The 19,024-nt window shown below is 53.3% G+C and carries 17 protein-coding genes; 8 read left to right on the forward strand and 9 right to left on the reverse strand.

Annotation, left to right across the window (positions count from 1 at the left end):
- Positions 1 to 272: 272 nt before the first annotated feature.
- From F608_RS0108555 to F608_RS0108575, 4 genes are all read right to left on the reverse strand, one after another.
- Positions 273 to 1,670 carry a sigma-54 interaction domain-containing protein gene (locus F608_RS0108555; protein ID WP_027362588.1) on the reverse strand — a complete coding sequence of 466 codons (1,398 nt, stop codon included), beginning with the start codon at positions 1,668 to 1,670 and terminating at the stop codon, positions 273 to 275.
- Positions 1,660 to 3,270 (reverse strand): amidohydrolase, encoded by a 1,611-nt coding sequence (locus F608_RS0108560; protein ID WP_027362589.1) that lies wholly within the window; start codon positions 3,268 to 3,270, stop codon positions 1,660 to 1,662. Before F608_RS0108560 ends, F608_RS0108555 begins: the two co-directional genes overlap by 11 nt.
- The gene (locus F608_RS0108565; RefSeq protein ID WP_022665217.1) at positions 3,270 to 4,310 is read right to left on the reverse strand and encodes a proline racemase family protein; all 1,041 of its coding nucleotides are present in this window, start codon (positions 4,308 to 4,310) and stop codon (positions 3,270 to 3,272) included. Before F608_RS0108565 ends, F608_RS0108560 begins: the two co-directional genes overlap by 1 nt.
- Positions 4,311 to 4,552: 242 nt before the next feature.
- Positions 4,553 to 5,347: a substrate-binding periplasmic protein gene (locus F608_RS0108575; protein WP_084681025.1), complete on the reverse strand. Its 795-nt coding sequence runs from the start codon at positions 5,345 to 5,347 to the stop codon at positions 4,553 to 4,555.
- A 332-nt stretch (positions 5,348 to 5,679) separates the two neighbouring features.
- Here F608_RS0108575 and F608_RS0108585 point away from each other — a divergent pair, with 332 nt between their 5' ends.
- The 3 genes from F608_RS0108585 (at position 5,680) to F608_RS0108605 (ending at position 10,168) form a co-directional block, all read left to right on the forward strand.
- Entirely contained in the window at positions 5,680 to 6,561 is an 882-nt protein-coding gene (locus F608_RS0108585) for a DMT family transporter (RefSeq protein ID WP_022665221.1), read from the forward strand.
- Positions 6,562 to 6,721: 160 nt separating this feature from the next.
- Positions 6,722 to 9,202: a SpoIIE family protein phosphatase gene (locus F608_RS34565; RefSeq protein WP_051148511.1), complete on the forward strand. Its 2,481-nt coding sequence runs from the start codon at positions 6,722 to 6,724 to the stop codon at positions 9,200 to 9,202.
- Positions 9,203 to 9,322: 120 nt separating this feature from the next.
- Positions 9,323 to 10,168 (forward strand): DMT family transporter, encoded by an 846-nt coding sequence (locus F608_RS0108605; protein ID WP_022665222.1) that lies wholly within the window; start codon positions 9,323 to 9,325, stop codon positions 10,166 to 10,168.
- Between the two features lie 18 nt (positions 10,169 to 10,186).
- Here F608_RS0108605 and F608_RS0108610 read toward each other — a convergent pair whose 3' ends face one another.
- The 5 genes from F608_RS0108610 to F608_RS0108630 form a co-directional block, all read right to left on the reverse strand.
- Positions 10,187 to 10,894 carry a cytochrome c biogenesis CcdA family protein gene (locus F608_RS0108610; protein ID WP_027362592.1) on the reverse strand — a complete coding sequence of 236 codons (708 nt, stop codon included), beginning with the start codon at positions 10,892 to 10,894 and terminating at the stop codon, positions 10,187 to 10,189.
- A gap of 4 nt (positions 10,895 to 10,898) precedes the next feature.
- On the reverse strand, positions 10,899 to 11,303 hold the full coding sequence (locus F608_RS0108615; RefSeq protein ID WP_022665224.1) for a thioredoxin family protein: 405 nt from the start codon (positions 11,301 to 11,303) through the stop codon (positions 10,899 to 10,901).
- A gap of 79 nt (positions 11,304 to 11,382) precedes the next feature.
- On the reverse strand, positions 11,383 to 11,619 hold the full coding sequence (locus F608_RS0108620; protein WP_022665225.1) for a thioredoxin family protein: 237 nt from the start codon (positions 11,617 to 11,619) through the stop codon (positions 11,383 to 11,385).
- Positions 11,620 to 11,630: 11 nt separating this feature from the next.
- Positions 11,631 to 12,692: a permease gene (locus tag F608_RS0108625; RefSeq protein WP_022665226.1), complete on the reverse strand. Its 1,062-nt coding sequence runs from the start codon at positions 12,690 to 12,692 to the stop codon at positions 11,631 to 11,633.
- A 60-nt stretch (positions 12,693 to 12,752) separates the two neighbouring features.
- Entirely contained in the window at positions 12,753 to 13,097 is a 345-nt protein-coding gene (locus tag F608_RS0108630) for an ArsR/SmtB family transcription factor (RefSeq protein ID WP_022665227.1), read from the reverse strand.
- A gap of 183 nt (positions 13,098 to 13,280) precedes the next feature.
- Here F608_RS0108630 and F608_RS0108635 point away from each other — a divergent pair, with 183 nt between their 5' ends.
- The 5 genes from F608_RS0108635 (at position 13,281) to F608_RS31235 (ending at position 18,937) form a co-directional block, all read left to right on the forward strand.
- Positions 13,281 to 14,030 carry a sulfite exporter TauE/SafE family protein gene (locus F608_RS0108635; protein ID WP_022665228.1) on the forward strand — a complete coding sequence of 250 codons (750 nt, stop codon included), beginning with the start codon at positions 13,281 to 13,283 and terminating at the stop codon, positions 14,028 to 14,030.
- Positions 14,031 to 14,133: 103 nt separating this feature from the next.
- A complete protein-coding gene (locus F608_RS0108640; protein WP_022665229.1) occupies positions 14,134 to 14,325 on the forward strand; it encodes a hypothetical protein in 192 nt (63 codons plus the stop codon).
- A 168-nt stretch (positions 14,326 to 14,493) separates the two neighbouring features.
- Positions 14,494 to 16,233 (forward strand): ABC transporter ATP-binding protein, encoded by a 1,740-nt coding sequence (locus F608_RS0108645; RefSeq protein ID WP_022665230.1) that lies wholly within the window; start codon positions 14,494 to 14,496, stop codon positions 16,231 to 16,233.
- Positions 16,226 to 18,016 carry an ABC transporter ATP-binding protein gene (locus F608_RS0108650; protein WP_022665231.1) on the forward strand — a complete coding sequence of 597 codons (1,791 nt, stop codon included), beginning with the start codon at positions 16,226 to 16,228 and terminating at the stop codon, positions 18,014 to 18,016. Before F608_RS0108645 ends, F608_RS0108650 begins: the two co-directional genes overlap by 8 nt.
- A 177-nt stretch (positions 18,017 to 18,193) precedes the next feature.
- Positions 18,194 to 18,937 carry a PocR ligand-binding domain-containing protein gene (locus F608_RS31235; RefSeq protein WP_022665232.1) on the forward strand — a complete coding sequence of 248 codons (744 nt, stop codon included), beginning with the start codon at positions 18,194 to 18,196 and terminating at the stop codon, positions 18,935 to 18,937.
- The last annotated feature ends 87 nt before the right edge of the window (positions 18,938 to 19,024 follow it).

Consider the following 19,024-nt stretch of genomic DNA (forward strand, 5'->3'; position numbering starts at 1 on the left):
ACATGACTAAGATAACATGATTAAGGTAAAACAATACAAAACCCGTGCCTTGGGGAATATTTTATTCCAAGTATTTGAAAAATAAGAAATATTCTATCTGAAACTTAAAGAAAATTCGGAAAAGGGCAAGAATTGAACCATTTTTGAATCAATTCCGAAAGATAACTATCTGAAATAAAATACTATTTTTGATGATCCATTTTTGAATCAATATATTTCTATCCAACGCCCTGATATCAAAGAGAATACAGCATGCTTGATTTAATTTAGAATCAAAGCAAAGACCTTTTCATAGCAATCCCGTGCTTTTTCATCTTGCGGACCAGGGTGGGCTGGCTGATGCCCAGGAAACCGGCTGCCTCACGGGTGGTCCGGCATCTCATGGCAGCCTGGGCCAGCATCTCGTATTCCACGGACAAGAGGCGCCGGCCAAGATCGGTCTCTTCTTTAACGGCCCGGGCCGGGGCCTCGGTTCTGGCTGGCTCAATGGCCCGGAGGATGTAATCGTCCAGGAATCTTCTGTCGCACATGACCACGGCCTGTTTGATGATATTGATCAACTCCCTGACGTTTCCGGGGAAGGAGTGGGATTTCAGGGCATCATAGGCCTTGTATCCGATATAGGTCCGGCGGTTGTAGCGTTTGTTGTACCGTTTCAGGCAGATACCGGTGAGTTCCAGGATGTCCTCGGGCCTCTCCCGCAGGGGAGGGATGGTCAGGGTAAAGGTGTTGAGGCGGTGGAACAGGTCCAGGCGGAACTTCTTTTTCAAGGTTCTCCGGTCCAGGTTCCGATTGGTTGCCGCGATGATGGCGCAGTCGATCTTTTTCGGGACAAGCCCCCCCACGGGCATGATCTCGTGATCGTCCAGGTATTTGAGCAGTTTGGCCTGGACCCCCTGGGAGAGCTCGCCGATTTCATCCAGGAACAGAGTTCCTTTGGAGGCCAGCTCAAAAAGACCGGCCTTGCCGGTTTCCCTGGCCCCGGTAAAGGCCCCTTTCTCATACCCGAACAATTCCGCTTCCAGAAGATTTTCAGGCAGGGCCGCACAGTTGATCTGGATAAAGGGATGCCGGGCCCGGGGGCTGTTTTTATGGATGAACTTGGCCAGCAGGCCCTTGCCCGTGCCCGATTCCCCCTGGATCAGGATATCCGAAGCATCGATTCCGGCCAGCTTCATGGCCAGGCCAAGGGTCTGCTCCATGGACTGGCTCCGGGCCACAATGGTATTTTCCGTAAGTTCCATGAGGGAGAGTTCAGCCAGTTTGTCCCTCATCTTTTCAGATTCCTGGCGGGCCCGGACCAGCTCCCTTCGCATATCCTCTATCAAGGAGATGTCCCGCTCATTCACCACCACGAACTCAAGCCCGCCGTCCCGGTCAAACACCGGCGTACCCGTCACCAGGAGGGTATATCCCGACCGGGGGGTGGTCTGAATCAGGCTGACCCGGCGCCGGGTTTCAAGCACCTCCTGGGTGGCGGACCGGTTGATCTGGCCTTCCTCTAAAAGGGTTTTCACATCCTTTCCCACCACCTCCTGGGCCCGGATCCCGTTGAGCCGCTCGGCTGCCTGGTTCATCCGAAGGATTCTGCCTGTGTTGTCGCAGATCAAAAGGCCGTCTGCGGACCGGTTAAAGATGACATCCAGGTATTCTTTGCTTTCAGGACTCATATACCACTTCCCCGTTGAACAGGGTGAGGGCCGGTTTTGTACCGGCGATTTCATCGGCCTCGATATCAAAGATGTTCCGGTCCGTGATTACCAGGTCTGCCAGTTTGCCCACGGATATGGACCCCAGATCATGGCCTGTGCCTGAAGCCAGGGCCGGGGTCAGGGTATAGGCCTTAACCGCATCGCCGATATCCAGGCATTGTTCCGGATACCACCCCCCCTCCGGGGTTTTGTTCATCCGTTTCCGGGTAACCGCCGAATAGATGCCGGCAAAGGGATTGGGATCGGCCACCGGGGCATCGGAACTGAGCATCATGGGAATCCCGGTGTTCAATATGCTTTTCAATGCATAGGCATACTTTCCCCTGGGGCCGGCGCACTGGTCGATCATGGAGATATCCAGGCTCAGATTGTTGGGCTGGCAGGATACGGCCAGGTTCTTCAGGCGTCCCAGACGGTCCAGGTCCCGGGGCAGAATCATCTGGACATGCTCGATCCTGTGGGGAACCCTGCACCGGCTTTCCCCTGCCTGTTCCACCCCCTCGAATATGGAAATCACCTCCTGGCAGGCCCGGTCCCCGATGGCATGGACCATGCACGAAAGCCCGGCCCGGTCCGCCCGGGTCACGCCATCCTTAATCTCCTCAATGGGGGTCAGGGGCATGCCGAATTCCGCATCCAGATACTTTTCCGTCATCCATCCGGTCCGGGCCCCCATGCCGCCGTCGGCAAAAAATTTAAGATGGCCGATTTTCAAAAGATCATCTCCGAATCCCGTACACAGCCCCAGGGCGATGGCCTGGTCTGTCATCTCCCCGGGCAGGGCCACATGGCAGCGCATCCTGAGCCGCCCCCGGGCATGGAGGGACTGCCAGGTCTTAAGGGCATCGGCTCCGTCCATCCCTCCCATGAGCCGGACATCATGGACACAGGTGAGCCCCAGGCTGTGGGCATGGGCCATGGCCTTTTCCATATTGTCCATGAGCCTGGATTCAGGCAGGGCCGGTATGGCTTCCCGGATCAGATTGGGGGCCAGTTCCTTGAGGACTCCGTTGGGCTTTCCGGCCTCATCCCTTTCGATCACCCCTCCCTCGGGATCCGGATAATTTTCATTGATACCGGCCAGGGCCAGGGCAGAGGAATTGGCCACGGCCAGGTGGCAGTCGCACCTCCAGATACAGACAGGGTTGTCCGGGGCGATCCGGTCCAGGTCAACGCGGTTCGGCATCCGGTTTTCCGGCCACTCCGACTCGTTAAACCCCTGGCCCAGAACCCACTGCCCCGGCCCGAGATCCCGGGCCTTTTCCTGAATGGCTTTTTCCATGCCCCCAAAATTCCGGGTATCTGCAAAATTGATGCTGTCGTAGTTGACCGCCCATTCGTAAAAATGAAAATGGCTGTCACAGAACCCGGGCAGCACCAGTCTCCCCCCAAGATCCAATCGTCTTGTGGAGGAACCGGCCAGGGCCAGGAGTTCCCTGTCCCCTCCCAGGGCGGTTATTCTCCTGCCGGTAACGGCCAGGGCCGTGGGCTCTTTACCGGGGTTGTCCGGGGGCTGAAAGGTTCCATTGTAGAAAATAAGATCGGGTGGGGTGTCCATTAAATCATATATCCTTGCTGAAAGGGATCTGTGCGGTCCATTGTAAAATGATGGATTCCCGTTACCCAGGCCCGTCCCTTGATCCGGACCGTCACGGCATCCATGTTTCCGATTTTTGTCTTTTTCTTGAGCCGGGCCTCAAACCGGGTGCCCAGGGGACTTGAATTGACATAGGGTTCATCCATGCCGATCTTTCCGTAATGGTGGAGCAGGGCCAGTTTGGCCGCCGTGCCCGTACCGCAGGGGGAACGGTCCATATGGGATTCCCCGTAGGCCACCATTCCCCTGCCCGATTGCGGTCCGGAGCCCGGATCCACATCATAGAATTCGGTCACATCCACGGTATTTACTTCGGGCCGGGCCGGATGCCAGACTTCCAGCTGCTCATTGGCCGCTGCAATGATCTTCATGCCCAGATCGACCAGAATCTCTCTGTTCTCCAGCACCGGTTCAAGACCCAGGGGAGCCGTATCCACCATGGCAAAAAAGCCGCCCGTGCACACCAGATCCACCTTGACCTTGCCGAAACCCTCCACCCGGATCTCCCTCTGGGTGTCAAATACAAAGGAGGGCACCATGTCCAGCTCAACGGACATCACCTCTCCTTTTTCGACATGGGCGCGTGTCTCCATGGTCCCCGAGGGAGTGTCGATGAGAACCCGGTTCTCCCCCGGACCCAGTTCCAGAAACCCGGTCCGGGCAAGGGTGACCACGGCCCCCATGGTGGCATGGCCGCAAAGATAGGGATACCGTTTCGCATCCATGTAGATCAGGCCAAAGGAGGCTTCCGGAGAGACCGGCTCCGTCACCGCGGCTGCCAGGACCTCCCTGGACCCCCTGGGCTCCCGGGTCACCCGGCAGCGCAGATGATCACAGTGGGACTTGAAAAATGCAAGCTTCTCCATCATGGAGGCCCCGGGGATATTTCCCGTGCCGTCCAGGATCAGCCGGGTGATTTCCCCCTCGGTATGGGAATCAACGGTGGTAATCAGGGGCGTTAACGTTTTGAGCAGCCGGGTTGAATCATGGAAAGGGGGCATGGACGGGATCCTTTAAAAAAACCATTGATTTGAATTCCTGCTCCAGTGTTAGCACCGATCCGGCCTTTGAATCAAGATTTATATCTTTGCCGGGACAGACCGGTTCTTTCTCCCGGATTGCCCTGTTTTTATCCTCAACGGAGGCAATCGAATCCGGAAAAATCGACTTTTTTGGGTAAACCTGAAGCAAATTCACTGCCGTTATTCTCTTTCATGGGTCAGCGTCTTGAACCTGTTCGTTTTTAGTTTTTATCTAATAAGGCAAATTCGGCTTGAATAAATTCAATATAGTCATCTGATGTGAATTCCAATTCTTTGATGGCAATATCATATTGACGGGCGAGCTTTTTCCCTTTTTCATTCTTGCAGAACACGGAATAAAACGGATGGGGAGGTTCGGGAAGCAGCAGGACTTTTATTTTTGCATCCATACCCAGCCTTTTGGCTTCAAAGGAAAGTGAAAATTCATCCAGGGTGTGGACGGCGTCAATTCTCCCCAGGATTAATTTATTCAAATGCTGCTCAACCAGACATTTTCCAGGTGAGATGATATCAAATTTGAACAATGCTTTATTTTCAATTACAAATTTCGAATATGCCGCCCTGCTGAACTGGCCTACCACATAGCCGCCAACATCTTTGGCAGAGTCTATTCGTATCAGAGGATTGTTTTTCCGGACAACAAAGTTGGGCTTGGCAAGATAAAAATGATTTTTCGGGTAATGGAGAAATTTCTCTCTCTCAAAAGTCCTGGCGATGATTGGAGCGCCGTCGATCTCTTTGCCATCCTTCAGATATTCAATCAAGCGGGCAGGAGGAAGGGGATCTAACCAGACGATATCCCAACCCATTTTTTTGGCCACAATTTTAAAAAAATTGACGGCCGCTCCAGCAGGAAGGCCGGTTGAGGATGAGTATATGTGGGGTGGGATTTCAAAGCATCCCATCCGAATGCTTTCTGCCTGTGCTCTCTGAACTCCGGTCAAAAAAATTACACCCACCAGTAGTCCCGTCAAACAAAAATTTCTATCAGACATTTATTTCATTTCCCTGAATTTCTTCAAATCAATCTTTACACATGGAATAGTTTACCATTCCTTATTATAGCAATTCTAACACGGATTTAGGAAATTCACACACCGGTTTCGTTGATTTATGGGGTTCTATTAAATTTGACGATTCCAAATATAATGAGCCATATTGGCAAATATTATCAATATCAGAATTGCCGGGACAGAGCTCGCGCCTCTGGAAGGAAAAAACGGGCTTCATGCCCTTTTCCCCGCGGACTCAAATTCCAGAAATTTTTCCGGCACCCTTGCTGATATTCCCTGGATACTTTTATTTATTTTTACTGTATAGATTTTTAATGATTAAAAAAGAATATGCACTGGGCCTGCTCACGGTATTGTTCTGGTCGACTTCGGCCACGGCCTTTAAAATCACCCTCCGCCATCTGGATGTCCTCCAGCTTCTGCTCTGCTCCATTGTCACGGCCGTTGTGATCCTGGGCATTTTTCTTCTGGCCACCAAACGGTTCAGGAAAGTCCTCCGGCTCAAACCCAGGGAGTATGGATTCTACCTGGTCCTGGGAACTTTAAACCCCTTTGTCTATTACTGGATGGCGGTCAAGGCCTATGATCTTCTGCCGGCCCAGATTGTCCAGCCCATCAACTATACCTGGGTGATCACCCTCTCCCTGCTCTCGGTTCCTCTTTTGAAACAGCGCCTGGGAAAGATCCAGCTTTTGGCCACCCTGGTCTGTTATGCCGGCGTGGTGGTTTTGTCCATGGGGGACGGCGGGGTTTCAGGGGTCAGAATCAACTACCTGGGGGTATTCCTGGCCGTGTCCTGCACCCTCATCTGGGCCCTTTACTGGATCTATAATGTCCGGTCCCGGCAGGATCCCTTTGTGGCCATTTTTCTCAATTTTCTTTTCAGTCTCCCCTTTGCCGCCCTGGCCTGCTTTTTATTTTCATCCTTTACGATCCAGGATGGGGCCGGGCTCCTGGGGGCGGTCTGGATCGGATGCTTTGAATTCGGATTTGCCTTCATTGCCTGGATCACCGCCCTGAAATCGGCTGAAAAGACGAATCATGTCACCAATCTGATCTTCCTGACCCCGTTTATTTCATTGATCTTTATCCATTTCGTCCTGGGAGAGGCGATCCGGGTCCATACCTGGGCCGGCCTGGGACTGATCTTTACGGGGATCGGCCTGCAGAAATCAGGAGAGGTAAGATCCGGGTAAAACCGCCTGAAAGCATCCCAAAGTCTGCAGGCCGAATGGCGAAACAATGCGGGTTTCAACAAATTGAATCCAATTGCCACTGCCCTGGAACTATGGTATGGAAAAGTCCTATGAAATCAATCCCGTTACTCACATCCGGATACCGGATCAAAGGTGAAAGATGATCAGAATCGGACTTGGACAGGCAGAGGGCATCAACACCCGCTCCCTTGTCAGCAGAGTGATTCTGGCCTGCAGATCCCAAATCAACGGAGATCCGCCCCAGGCCGGAATCCTGCTGGCCGGAAGCCAGTTCGACCACCCGCTCATGCTGGAGATGATCAATGACGCCTTCCCGGGCATCCAGCTGATCGGATGCACAACTGCGGGTAATTTTTCCTCTGATTTTGGTTTCAGTGAAGACGGGATTACCCTGGCAGTGCTTTCTTCCGATGATATCGAAATCGGGACCGGGATCGGTTCAGGCCTTTCCATGGATCCTGAAACCAGCGTTCAGGAAGCCGTGGAATCGGCCCGGGACAAAATCCAGGGAAAGCCTGCCCTCTGCCTTACCTTTCCGGCAAGATATAATATCCGGCTTAAGCCCGTATTGAACATGCTGAATGCGAAACTGGGAAAAGAGTGCCCGGTCTTTGGAGGGGCATCCGCCACCCTCCGGGCGGATGGGGTCAGACCTTTACAATTCTTTGGCCGAAAAATTCTGACAGACGCCCTTCCGATTCTTCTGATGGCCGGCCCAGTGAGATATGCCTTTTCCATTGCAAACTCCTGGAGGCCCCTGGGGAAAAAGAGTGAAGTTACAAAAGCCTGCGGCCGGAGTGTTGAAAAAATCGGCGATCTGACCGCCGTGGATTTTTATCGCCATTACCTGGGATTTCATGAAGAACCGGCCATGGAATTTCTCCTGGCCGTTTATGAAAAGGACCAGGAGGAATTCTATCTGCGTGTCCCTGTAAAATACCAGGATGACGGCAGTGTCACTTTCTCGGAGACCCTTCCCCAGGGAGCTTTTGTACAGCTCACCGAAGCGGTGCCGGAGGATTTAACCCAGGATCTCCTTGCCACCGCCGACTCTTTGAAAGGGGGAGCCCGGGATTGGGAACCCGCCTTTGCCCTGGCCTTCTCCTGTGCGTTTCGGAAACTGGTTCTGGGAACTCAAGCCCAAAAAGAGCTGGACATATTCAAGAAAAGATTGTCCCCCGGACTTCCCATCCTGGGATTTTACGCCTTTGGAGAAATATCCCCCCTGGTGCCCGGGGGGAAAAGCCTTTCCCATGTGGCCACCCTGGTCAGTCTCCTCATCGGATCCGAATCCAATGCACCGGTCAGGGCCGGGAGAAAGACCGTTCATGGGGATGACTCCCCGTTGATGGAAAATCTGAAGGAGCAGAATGCGTTTTTGACAAGAAAACTCAACCGCTCTGAAGAGTCTCGGCAGCGCCTTGAATTCACCAAGGGACTCAACTCAAGGATGCTTCGGAGGATCATCGCCGAGGTTGATGAAGCCCGCCGGAAGATACAGCATAAAGAAAACCAGTTAAGGCACAGCGAGGAAAAATTCAGGCGGATCGTCCAGACCACGGGGGAAGGATTTATTCTCCTGGATGAAACCTTTAGATGCATTGAGGTCAATGATTCCCTATGCCGGATGATGGAGTGTTCACGATCCGATATTATCGGCAGATCCCATTTGGATTTTGCCACAAAAGAATTCCGTGAATTCCTGGTTTCAAACCGGGAAGAGATGGTGAAAAAGGAGTCCCGTAAAGTTGAAGGAACCTTTGTGGCCCGGAAGAGCGGGCGCCATGTCCCCGCTCTGGTCCACGGCAATACCCTGAGGGACGACCAGGGAGAGATTATCGGCCATATGGCCTTTATCACGGATATGACCGAGCAGAAAAAAGCCCTGGCCCTGGCCGGGGAAGTCCAGCGAAGCCTGATGCCCCGGGAGATCCCCAGGATCAAGGGACTGGACATTGCCGGCAGAAGCCTTCCCTGTGATGAAGTGGGCGGGGATTACTATGATTTTTTCTGGGATAAAGAGGCCGTTAAAACTTCATTCAGTGTAGCCGTGGGGGATATTTCCGGCCACGGCGTAGATGCGGCCCTTTTAATGACCTCGGCAAGGGCTTTTCTCCGGTTGAACACCCCGGAAAAAAATTCACTTCCGGAAACAATAAATGCGGCCAATCAGCACCTGGCAGATGATGTATTCCGGTCGGGCCGGTTCATGACCCTGTTCTATCTGACCATTGACGAGAATCTGAGCACCATAGAATGGGTCCGGGCCGGCCATGACCCGGCCATGATCTACGATCCAAAATCCGATACCTTTGAAGAGTTAAAAGGCCCGGGCATGGCCCTGGGGGTGGATGAAAGATTTTCCTACCAGTCCAACCTCAGAACCGGCCTGGAAGAGGGGCAAATCATTGCCGTCGGAACGGACGGCATCTGGGAGATCTCCAATACAAACCGGGAGATGTTGGGCAAAAAAAGATTCCAGGACCTGATCCGAAGATATGCCCGTTGTTCTGCCCAGGATATTCTCAGCGGGGTTTTCAAAGAACTTGAGGCCTTCAGTAAAGGGAAAAAACCGGATGACGACCTTACCCTGGTGATCATCAAAATTCAAAAAAGCTGAAATTGTAACGGGACAAAAAATGGATAAACTCACACACACCTCCCCGGGAATTGGTGAACTGGCCATGGTTCCGGCCCTCCTCTCTGCCGGGATCTTCACCCTCCATCCGGATGGTTTCCAATGATGAACCCGGAAACCCTGGCCCTTTCATACGGAATCGGCAGCGCCATTGCCTGGGGAGCCGGAGATTTCAGCGGGGGCCTGGCCTCCAAAAAAGGGAATCTTTTAGGAGTGGTGCTGATCTCCCAGTCTATCGGGGGATTGCTTTTGGCCGTGGCAGCCCTTGTCTTTTCCGAACCCTTTCCCCCCATGGAGCATATCGGGTTCGGTGCCCTTGCCGGGATGTTCGGTATCCTCGGACTGCTCGCCCTCTACCACGGGCTGGCCCAGGGACGCATGGGCATTGTCGCTCCCCTGTCCGCCGTACTCACGGCCCTGGTTCCCATCGGGTATACGGCATTTTATACGGGCCTTCCCACCCATGTTCAACTGGCCGGATTTTTCTTTTTCATGGCTGCGGTCTGGCTCCTCTCTTCCGGGGATGCGGCTTTCAGGATGACCCTGGACGAACTTTTTCTCTCCGTCTCGGCAGGCCTGGGGTTCGGACTCTTTTTCATCTTCATTGACAAGGCCAATGACCTGGCCGTTTTCTGGCCCCTGGTGGGGGCCAGGATCGCCTCGGTTTCTTTTCTGCTCATGATCATTTTATTTTCCGGTAAAAGAGGGGTGCCTGTCAGGGGGCAATGGTCCTTTATCTTGATCACGGGGATTTTAGATGCGACGGGGAACTGCCTTTTCTCCCTGGCCGCCCAATTGGGGCGCCTGGATATTGCCGCCGTGCTCGGATCCCTCTACCCGGCCTCCACGGTGATGCTGGCCTGGTTTTTTCTCAGGGAAAAGCTGAGACGCCAGCAGTGGATCGGGGTGGCTTCGGCCTTCATTGCCCTGGTGCTGATATCTGTATAGATTCTGCCCGGTTTCCGGTCAGACCTTTAAAAACGGAATCAGAATAAAGTAGATGCCCAGGGCCCCGATGGCTGTCCCGGAGATCTTCCTGAACCAGACGCCTGCACCGTTCCATGTACTGTTTTCAAGCAATTTTTTCACCACGGCCGTGGAGGAACCGGCGACCACGATGGGCAGGCAATGGCCCAGGGCAAACAGAAAAATATAGAGAACGCCCACAGCCACTTTTTCCTGGACCGTGATGATGGCCAGAATCGGGGCAATAAACCCGAATGTACAGGATCCTGACAAAACCCCGTAGGCCAGACCCAGCACAAAGGCCCCGGCCCTGCCCCTCAGGTTCAATCGGTAAAGAAGGCTGCCGGATATGGAGCATTTTTCAATTCCCAGCATGCCCAGGGCAACCCAGATCAGGATGATGCCGATCAGAACCTGCCAATAGCTTCCCACATCCCCCATCATCCTGCCGAGCCATGCGCAGAGGATCCCGATGAAGGCGATGGTCAAAAAAAGACCCGAGGTAAAGAGGATGGAATATCCCCCGGCCTGGCCGGGACGGACCATTTTTTCCTGTCCGCCCACATATCCGATAATCAGGGGAATGGAAGCCAGGTGACAGGGGCTGAACAGGACGCTGACCATGCCCCAGAAAAAACATCCCATGGCGGCGAAACCCGTCTCTCCGGTCATCCACTGGTTGATTGTTAAGAACAGGGATTCTGTCACCGGGCTATCCCTTATCATCCGGGGCTGGTTCTTTTACACCCATTTTGGTCATCTGCCGGATGATGGATTTTTCATCCATAAACCCCACATGGCGAAAGACCTCTTCCCCCTGTTCATTAAAAAAAATCTGGGTGGGAATGGCTCTGATCTTGAATTTTTTCACCTGGTCCCGGTTTTCCCAGACATCTATGAAAACGATGTCAGCCTTTCCCTGGTAGCTTTTCTCAAGTTTGACAAGAATCGGCGCCATCATCTTGCAGGGGATACATTTTTTTGCTCCCAGATCGATCAGGGTCACCCTGCCGTTGACAGGCAGGGTGGAAAGGTCTTCTGCAAAAACAGTGGCCGCCGCCAGAAGGAGCAAAAGGATTCCCGGTACGTTCAGTTTTTTCAAGATCTGCATTCTCATTTATTTTCCTCAGCTGGTTTTTAGACTTTTCAAATATTTTGAGTTCATTGGATCCGTTTTTTATACCCGGATTCAGTCTTTATCCCTTTTTGATCCAGGCCAGGACATCCTCCTTTTTGGGTACTTTTCCCGTGCACTTGACTTCACCGTCAACAATCACGGAAGGGGTGCCGAACACCCCGTAGGATGCGATCTGCATCAAATCCGAGACTTTTTCCACATTTGCGTCCACCCCGGTCTCCTGGAGCACTTCCTGGACCAGCTTTTCAGTCTTTGCACATTTGGCGCATCCGGGCCCGAGAACTTTAATTTCCATGATACTCTCCTTTATAAAATAATGTTGAATAGATATCCCACAAACAGAATGCCGAAGGCCACCACCCCCACAAAAACGGCAATGAGCCTGGGTTTTAACACCTTTCTTAGAATCACCATTTCGGGCAGGGACAGGGCGATCACACTCATCATAAAGGCCAGGACCGACCCCAAAGCCGCACCCTTGCCCAGAAGGGCCTCGACCACGGGGATGACCCCGGCGGCATTGGAGTACATGGGAACGCCGATGAGCACGGACAGGGGCACGGACCACCAGGAGCCCTTGCCCATGATGGAGGCCATGACCCCCTGGGGAACAAACCCGTGAATCCCCGCGCCCACGGCGATACCGAGAATCACATAGATCCAGACCCGGCCGATGATTTCCTTTACAGCTTCCCATCCGTAAAGAAGCCGGTCATTCCAGGTCATCTTCTCTTCTTCCAGGGTCACGGCGACCCCGGTGTTCTGGGTCACCCAGTCTTCAATATGGGATTCCAGGTGTAGCCGGCCGATGACCCAGCCCGCGGCAATTGCGACAAACAGACCGGTTCCCATATAAATGGCCGCCACCTTCCATCCCAGAAGGCCGTAAAGCAGCCCCAGTGCAATTTCATTGACCATGGGGGCGGAGATCAAAAAGGAAAAGGTCACACCCAGGGGCACGCCTGCAGTGACAAACCCGATGAACAGGGGCACGGCCGAACAGGAGCAGAAAGGGGTGACGATTCCCAGAAGGGCTGCCAGGATATTTCCGGCGAATTCACTTTTCCCGGAGAGAAAGGCCCGGGTCTTTTCCGGGGTAAAAAAACTTCTGATGATCCCGACCCCGAAGACAACCAGGAACAAAAGCATCATGACCTTGGGGGTGTCATAGAGAAAAAACTCAATGGAATCTCCCAGGTGGGAGCCCTGTTTAAGGGGCAGAAGACTGTATGTCAGCCATTTTGACAGGCCCGGCAGTTGCCTGTAGATCATCCACCACAGGACCACCCCGGCTGCTCCCATCATCAGGTGTAAACCGATTTTTTCTTTCCGCCCCATGGATTCGGATGGGGTTGCTTGGGGATTCATATTTCCTCCTTTTTACATATGGCCACGTAGCGATATGAAGGCTAAATTTTTTTGTCTGGATTATCTTCCCACAATATCGTGGCGGTCAATTCCCGGAAGGATCCGGTTCAGATCCCGGATCCCGGGCTCATCCTCCAGCCAATGCTTCAGGTTCCCGATCATGCTGGCCGAATAGGGAGATCCTTTTCCGTCGGAAAGGGAATAGTTGACCCAGAGACCGTCCTTAAAACTCCTTACCAGTTCTGCATCTTCCAGGATTTTCAAATGTTTGGAGGCCGTGGACTGGGCAATCCCCAGGGCCTCTTTTATTTCGCATACGCAAAGGGGACGGGCCTGGAGCATTTTCATCATCTTCACCCGATTGGGATCTGACAGGGCCTTCATGACTTTAATGAATTCTTTCATATTCCTCTCTCTATTAAATCGTTAAAATAGAATATAGTCCTTTGATCGTCCCTTGTCAACCCATCAATTGATGCGGATCTATATTTTAAAACAGGGTTCCCCGGGAGCCCAACATAAAAACATGGACAAGGGATCTGAAAAAGGGGATAGTAAGTTAAAAAAAATCATTCAAGGACCCAATTCGTGTCATTTGGTATCGCACTCGCTTACGCCGGCATCACAGGATTTGCCGCCATGATCCACGGCGCCATGGGAATCGGTTTTCCCATGGTTGCCACCCCTCTTTTGGCAATCATCACCGATATGAGGACCGCCATCCTGATCCTGGTGCTGCCGACCATGGTCATCAACCTTGCCAGCATATTCAAAGGCGGAAACTGGCAGAAGAGTATTGGCCTGTACTGGCCCCTTGCCCTCTACGGCATGGTGGGCAGTCTTGCAGGAACACGGCTGCTCATCATCTTTCCTGCCGAGATTTTCCGGCCCCTTCTGGCCGTGATGCTGCTGGTCTATCTGAATGCCGAAAAACTGGGGCTGGGATTTTCCCGGATCAGACGCTATCCCAGACTTGCCATGGCCTTTTCCGGACTAGGAGCCGGCATACTGGGGGGGACGGTGAATGTCATGCTGCCGGTCCTGGTCATCTATGCCCTGGAAGTCAAGATGCCGAAAACCGCCATGATCCATGTATTTAATCTCTGTTTTTTATCCGGGAAACTGATCCAGGGCATTGTCTTCTTCCATGCGGGATTCTTCACTGCCGACATTTTCCGGATTTCACTGCCCCTGACCCTCCTGGCACTTGGCCTCATGTTCACGGGCCTGGGCCTGCGGGACCGCATCCAGGCGAAGACATATCGTCTCTGGCTGCGCCGCCTCCTGGGATTCATGGCTGCCATCCTCCTGGTGCAATCCGTGAAGTATTTTCTCTGAGCCCGGTTCCTGCGCCTCCATACTTTCATCCAAACAATCCATGGTAAATCCTCCCCTTTTTCTATATACTGAAATCCTCTTGTAAATGATCCGGAGATCATGAATGGACGAAGATCAGATCAACTTGAAATTTTCGAATCCGCCTGAAATCCCGGTGGAGGACGATTCAGAACAAATCCGGAAAAAGGGGCATGGCAGACCGGGACTGCACGTACTGACGGCCGGCTGCGGCATCCGGGCCCTGGATGGCTGGATCAGGAAAAGCTTGACATTTCCCGGATCTTTGACAAATTAAGGGGCTGGGAGGAGACATGGGACACCCGCCGGTCCGGCCGGCGTAAAATCCCGGCGTACAATGGATTTCCATGTCCTCAAAAACAATACAGGAATCAGGGGATGCCCCTTATCCGGAAACCCAGTGACCCCAAAAAGAGGTCACGGTCTTTAAGCAGATCTATTCTCTATGAAGCTCATTCTCCCTTATTTTAAAAAAAATTTTTATAAGATACTGGTGGGAGTCCTGTGCATGATCCTGGTGGACGGGTTCCAGCTCATCATTCCCCAGATCATCCGGTCTGCTGTTGACACCCTGGCGGAATCCTCCATTGACCGGCCCGTCCTCATTGTCCAATGCCTGTCCATCCTGGGACTGGGCCTTGCCATGGCCGGGCTCAGATGCCTGTGGCGGATCCTGCTCATGGGAAGCGCCAGGGAAGTGGAAAAGGGAATCCGGAACCATCTGTTCAGCCATGTCCTGGCACTGGATCCCAGCTTTTACGACCGGACCAAGACCGGGGACATCATGGCCCATGCCACCTCGGACATCAACCATGTCCGCATGGCCTTCGGATTCGGTATCATCGTCCTGGTGGACATCCTCCTGCTGGGCGGAGCCACCCTGGGGATCATGCTCTGGACCCATCCCAGACTCACGGCCCTGTCCATGATCCCCATCCCCTTTCTTATTTATTTTACCAAATCCCTGGGCCAGAAAATGCACGATTACCACAAAACCGCCCAGGAATCCTTTTCCATTCTCACGGAGATGGTCAGGGAAAACTTTTTCGGCATCCGGGTGATCAAGGTGTTCAACTTTGAGCCGGCCGCAGACAAAAAAGTCAGGGCCGCGGCCGGAGATTATTTTAAAAAAAATCTGAAGAGGGCCGTGGTCACGGCCCTTTTAAAACCGCTGCTTGGCTTTTTCTTCAACCTCTCCACCCTGATCATCATCTTTTACGGCGGATTCCTGGTCATGGAAAACCGTCTCTCCCCCGGGGAGCTGGTGGCCTTTCTTGAATACCTGGGACTGCTGGCCTGGCCGGCCATTGCCGTGGGATGGATGGTCAATCTATTTCAGCGGGGCACGGCTTCCCTGCACCGGATCAGCACCCTGCTGGACGCCAGGCCCCGGGTGAAAGCTCCTGCCTCTCCTGCCGCACCGGCAGGCCTCAAAGGAAGAATCGAGTTTAGGGACGCCTCTTTTTTCTACAATCCTGACACCCCGGTTCTGTCCAACCTTTCCATGGATATCCGGCCGGGCACCTCCATCGGAATCACCGGTCCTCCCGGAAGCGGAAAGACCAGCCTGGTCCAGCTCATTCCCAGGCTCTATGATCTTACATCCGGAAAGCTGCTCCTGGACGGCAGGGACATCGCCCTTTTCCACCCGGACGACCTGAGACGGGAAATCGGGTTCATGGCCCAGGAACCTTTTCTATTTTCCGGCACCATCCGGGAAAACATCCTCATGGGAAGAGAAATGGATGATACCGTTCTTGACCGAATCATCCGGGTCTGCGACCTGGAACAGACCCTTGAACGAATGCCCGAAGGGATGGATACCCTTGTGGGAGAACGCGGAGTCACCCTGTCCGGGGGACAGAAGCAGAGGGTGGCCCTGGCCAGGACCCTGGCCTTTCCCGCACCGGTCATCATCCTGGATGACCCCGTATCCCAGCTCGACACCCATACCGCAGAAAAAATCATGTCAAGACTCGCCCTTGAGCAGAAAGAGATGGACCGGCCCTACAGCCTGATCATCATCTCCCACCGGCTGTCGGCCCTGGCCGGGTGCGACCGGGTCTACGTCCTGAAAGAGGGCAGGATCCAGAACCGGGGAACCCATGAAGACCTGATCCAAAGGGACAGTTTTTACCGGGAATCCTTCCGGATTCAGCAATTTGAGGAGGGGATCCGTGAATAGCACCGTCCATGAAGAAAGGGTAATCCGCCTGGCCGACACGGCCCTGGCCAGGGCTGTCTGGCCCTTTATCCGGCCCTTTGCATGGATGCTGGCCCTTTCCACCCTCCTGGCCCTGGCCGCTGTATCCCTTGAACTGGCCATCCCCGCCATGATCCAGAAGGCCCTGGACGGATTTATCCTCTCCCCGGGCCCGGGAACGGGAACCGACCTTGCCGGAATTAAGATCCCCTCCTTTCAAACCTTTGCCTTGATTTTTTCAGGCATTGTAGTGGCCGGATTTGCCATCAGCTTTGTCCAGACCCTGTTCATGGAGTATACAGGCCAGAAAATCATCCTCAATCTCAGATGCGCCCTGTTCTCCCACATGACCCGGCTGCCCGTATCCTATTTTGACGAAAATGCCAGCGGAAGGCTGGTTTCCCGGGTGGCCGGGGACATTGAAAATATGAATGAGATGTTCACCACGGTCCTGGTCTTCATGGTCAAGGACCTGGTCCTCATGGCCGGGGTCCTGGTGATGCTTTTCCTTCTTGATCCCGGGCTTACCCTGTTTCTCTCCTGGATTCTGCCGGTTCTTCTGGTCACGGTCATCTTATTTTCCCGGACTGCCCGCCGGGCCTTCAGGAACATCCGCCAGAAAATCGGTGAAATCAACCACCAGTTTTCCGAGGGCATCAACGGCATCAAGGTGATCCAGACCATCCCGGCCGTGGAAACCTTTGTCCGGCGGTTTGAGCGCCTGAACCTTGCCCATTTCAGGGCCGCCATGTTTCAGATCCGGATCTTTGCCCTTTTCATGCCCTTGATCGGATTCCTGGGAACGGCCCTCACCGCCGCCATCCTCTGGAAGGGCAGTTTCTTTACGGCGGACCAATCCATGAGCCTGGGGGAGCTGGTGGCTTTTCTGACCTATGTAAAACTCTTTTTCCGGCCCCTGCGGGATCTGTCTGAAAAATTCAACCTGCTCCAGAACGCCCTGGCCTCTGCGGAACGCATCGTCACGGTGCTGAACCGTCCAAAGACCGGAGCCCCGGCCGGATCTTCCAAACCGATCCAGGAGATAGAAAGCCTTGAGTTCAAGGGGATCGATTTTTCCTATAAACCCGGAACCCCCGTTCTCAAAGATATTTCATTCTCTCTGGCCCCGGGACAGGCCCTGGGTATTGCCGGACAGACCGGATCCGGCAAGACTTCCATCATCAATTTGATCACCGGATTCTACGGACCCGGCGCCGGAGAGATCCTCTTTAACGGGACAGACCTGGCCCGCCTGGACATCACAGAGATCCGGGCCAGAACCGCCCTGGTCATGCAGGATCCCATCCTCTTCTCAGGCACTATCCGGGAAAACATCTGCCCCTGGGGAGCGGATTTACAGGATTCAGACCTTGAATCCGCCCTGGAAAAGGCCGGGTGCCGGTTTCTGTTCGAAAAATTCCAGGGACTTGACACCCGCCTCATGGAAGGGGGGCGACCCCTGTCCAGTGGAGAAAAGCAGCTGGTCTGCATTGCCAGGGCCTTTGCCTTTGACCCGGACCTGATCATCTTTGACGAGGCCACATCCTATATGGATTCCCAGTCTGAGCAGGCCATCCACAATGCCATGGAAAAACTGCTCCAGGGGAGGCTTTCCATTCTCATCGCCCACCGCCTGTCCACCATCCGGAACTGCGACAAAATCATCCTGCTCAGGAACGGCCGCATCCGGGAGCAGGGTTCCCATAAGGAACTGACCGATCTTGGAGGGGAATACTTTCATCTGCTCCAGGGAGAAAAAATCTAAGGTCTGACTTCCCCCACGGATACCGGCCGGTTTCATCAACCCCGATTTAAACCGTTGAATCTTAAGACCCTTTACTGTAAAGTCATTTATTCAACGCCCTGCCCGGAACCTAAAAACTTTCAGGCAAACACGATCTTTCTCTTTAACCTGCTGACAAAGCACAGAAGGGATTATTTAATGGATTTTTTTTTCCGGGACCTTGTCGATCTTGATAAGATCAAACCCTTGACAGACAATTTCTGTGAGGCCCTGGGACTGGCCTCTTCCATCGGGGAGCTTGACGGGACCCGGCTGCTTTCCTCGGGCGACAAAAAACTCTGCACCCGGTTTCACCGGGCATATCCGGAAAGCAGAAAAGCCTGTCAATTAAGCCGGACCACTTTGATAGAGAGCATGGCAAAGGGACAGGCTCATGTCCTTTATCGATGTAAAAACGGATTAAATGACGCGGTGACCCCCATAAAAGTGAGGGACCAACATGTGGCCAATTTTTATATCGGCCAGTTCCTGTACGGTCCGCCGGATATCCCCTATTTCCGAAACCAGGCCCAAAAATACGATTTCGATGAAACCGCCTACCTTAAAGCCCTGGAAGAAATCCCCGTCATAAAGGAAAAACGGATCATCAGACTCCTTGAATTTGTATCCTCTTTTGCCGGCATGCTGGGAGAACTCGGACTGAGGAACCTGGAACAGACGGAAGAATCGGCCAGGGAAATCAAACTGCTCAGCGGCCTGCTGCCCATCTGTTCTTCATGCAAAAAGATACGGGATGACAAAGGATATTGGAACCAAATCGAAACCTATATCCAGGAACACTCCCAGGCCCAGTTCAGCCACGGCATCTGCCCGGAATGCGCCGGCAGGATCTATGGGGATGAAGCCTGGTACAATCAAATTAAGAATCTAAAGGACAAATAAGTCCCTTTGTTCAATATCCAAATATTTTCCCTGTTTCATTCCCTGACCTGTCTTTTTTAAAGCCCCCTTGCCATCATTCCAGAATTT

Origin of the sequence: Desulfospira joergensenii DSM 10085 (assembly GCF_000420085.1) — a bacterium.
Taxonomy (GTDB): domain Bacteria; phylum Desulfobacterota; class Desulfobacteria; order Desulfobacterales; family Desulfobacteraceae; genus Desulfospira; species Desulfospira joergensenii.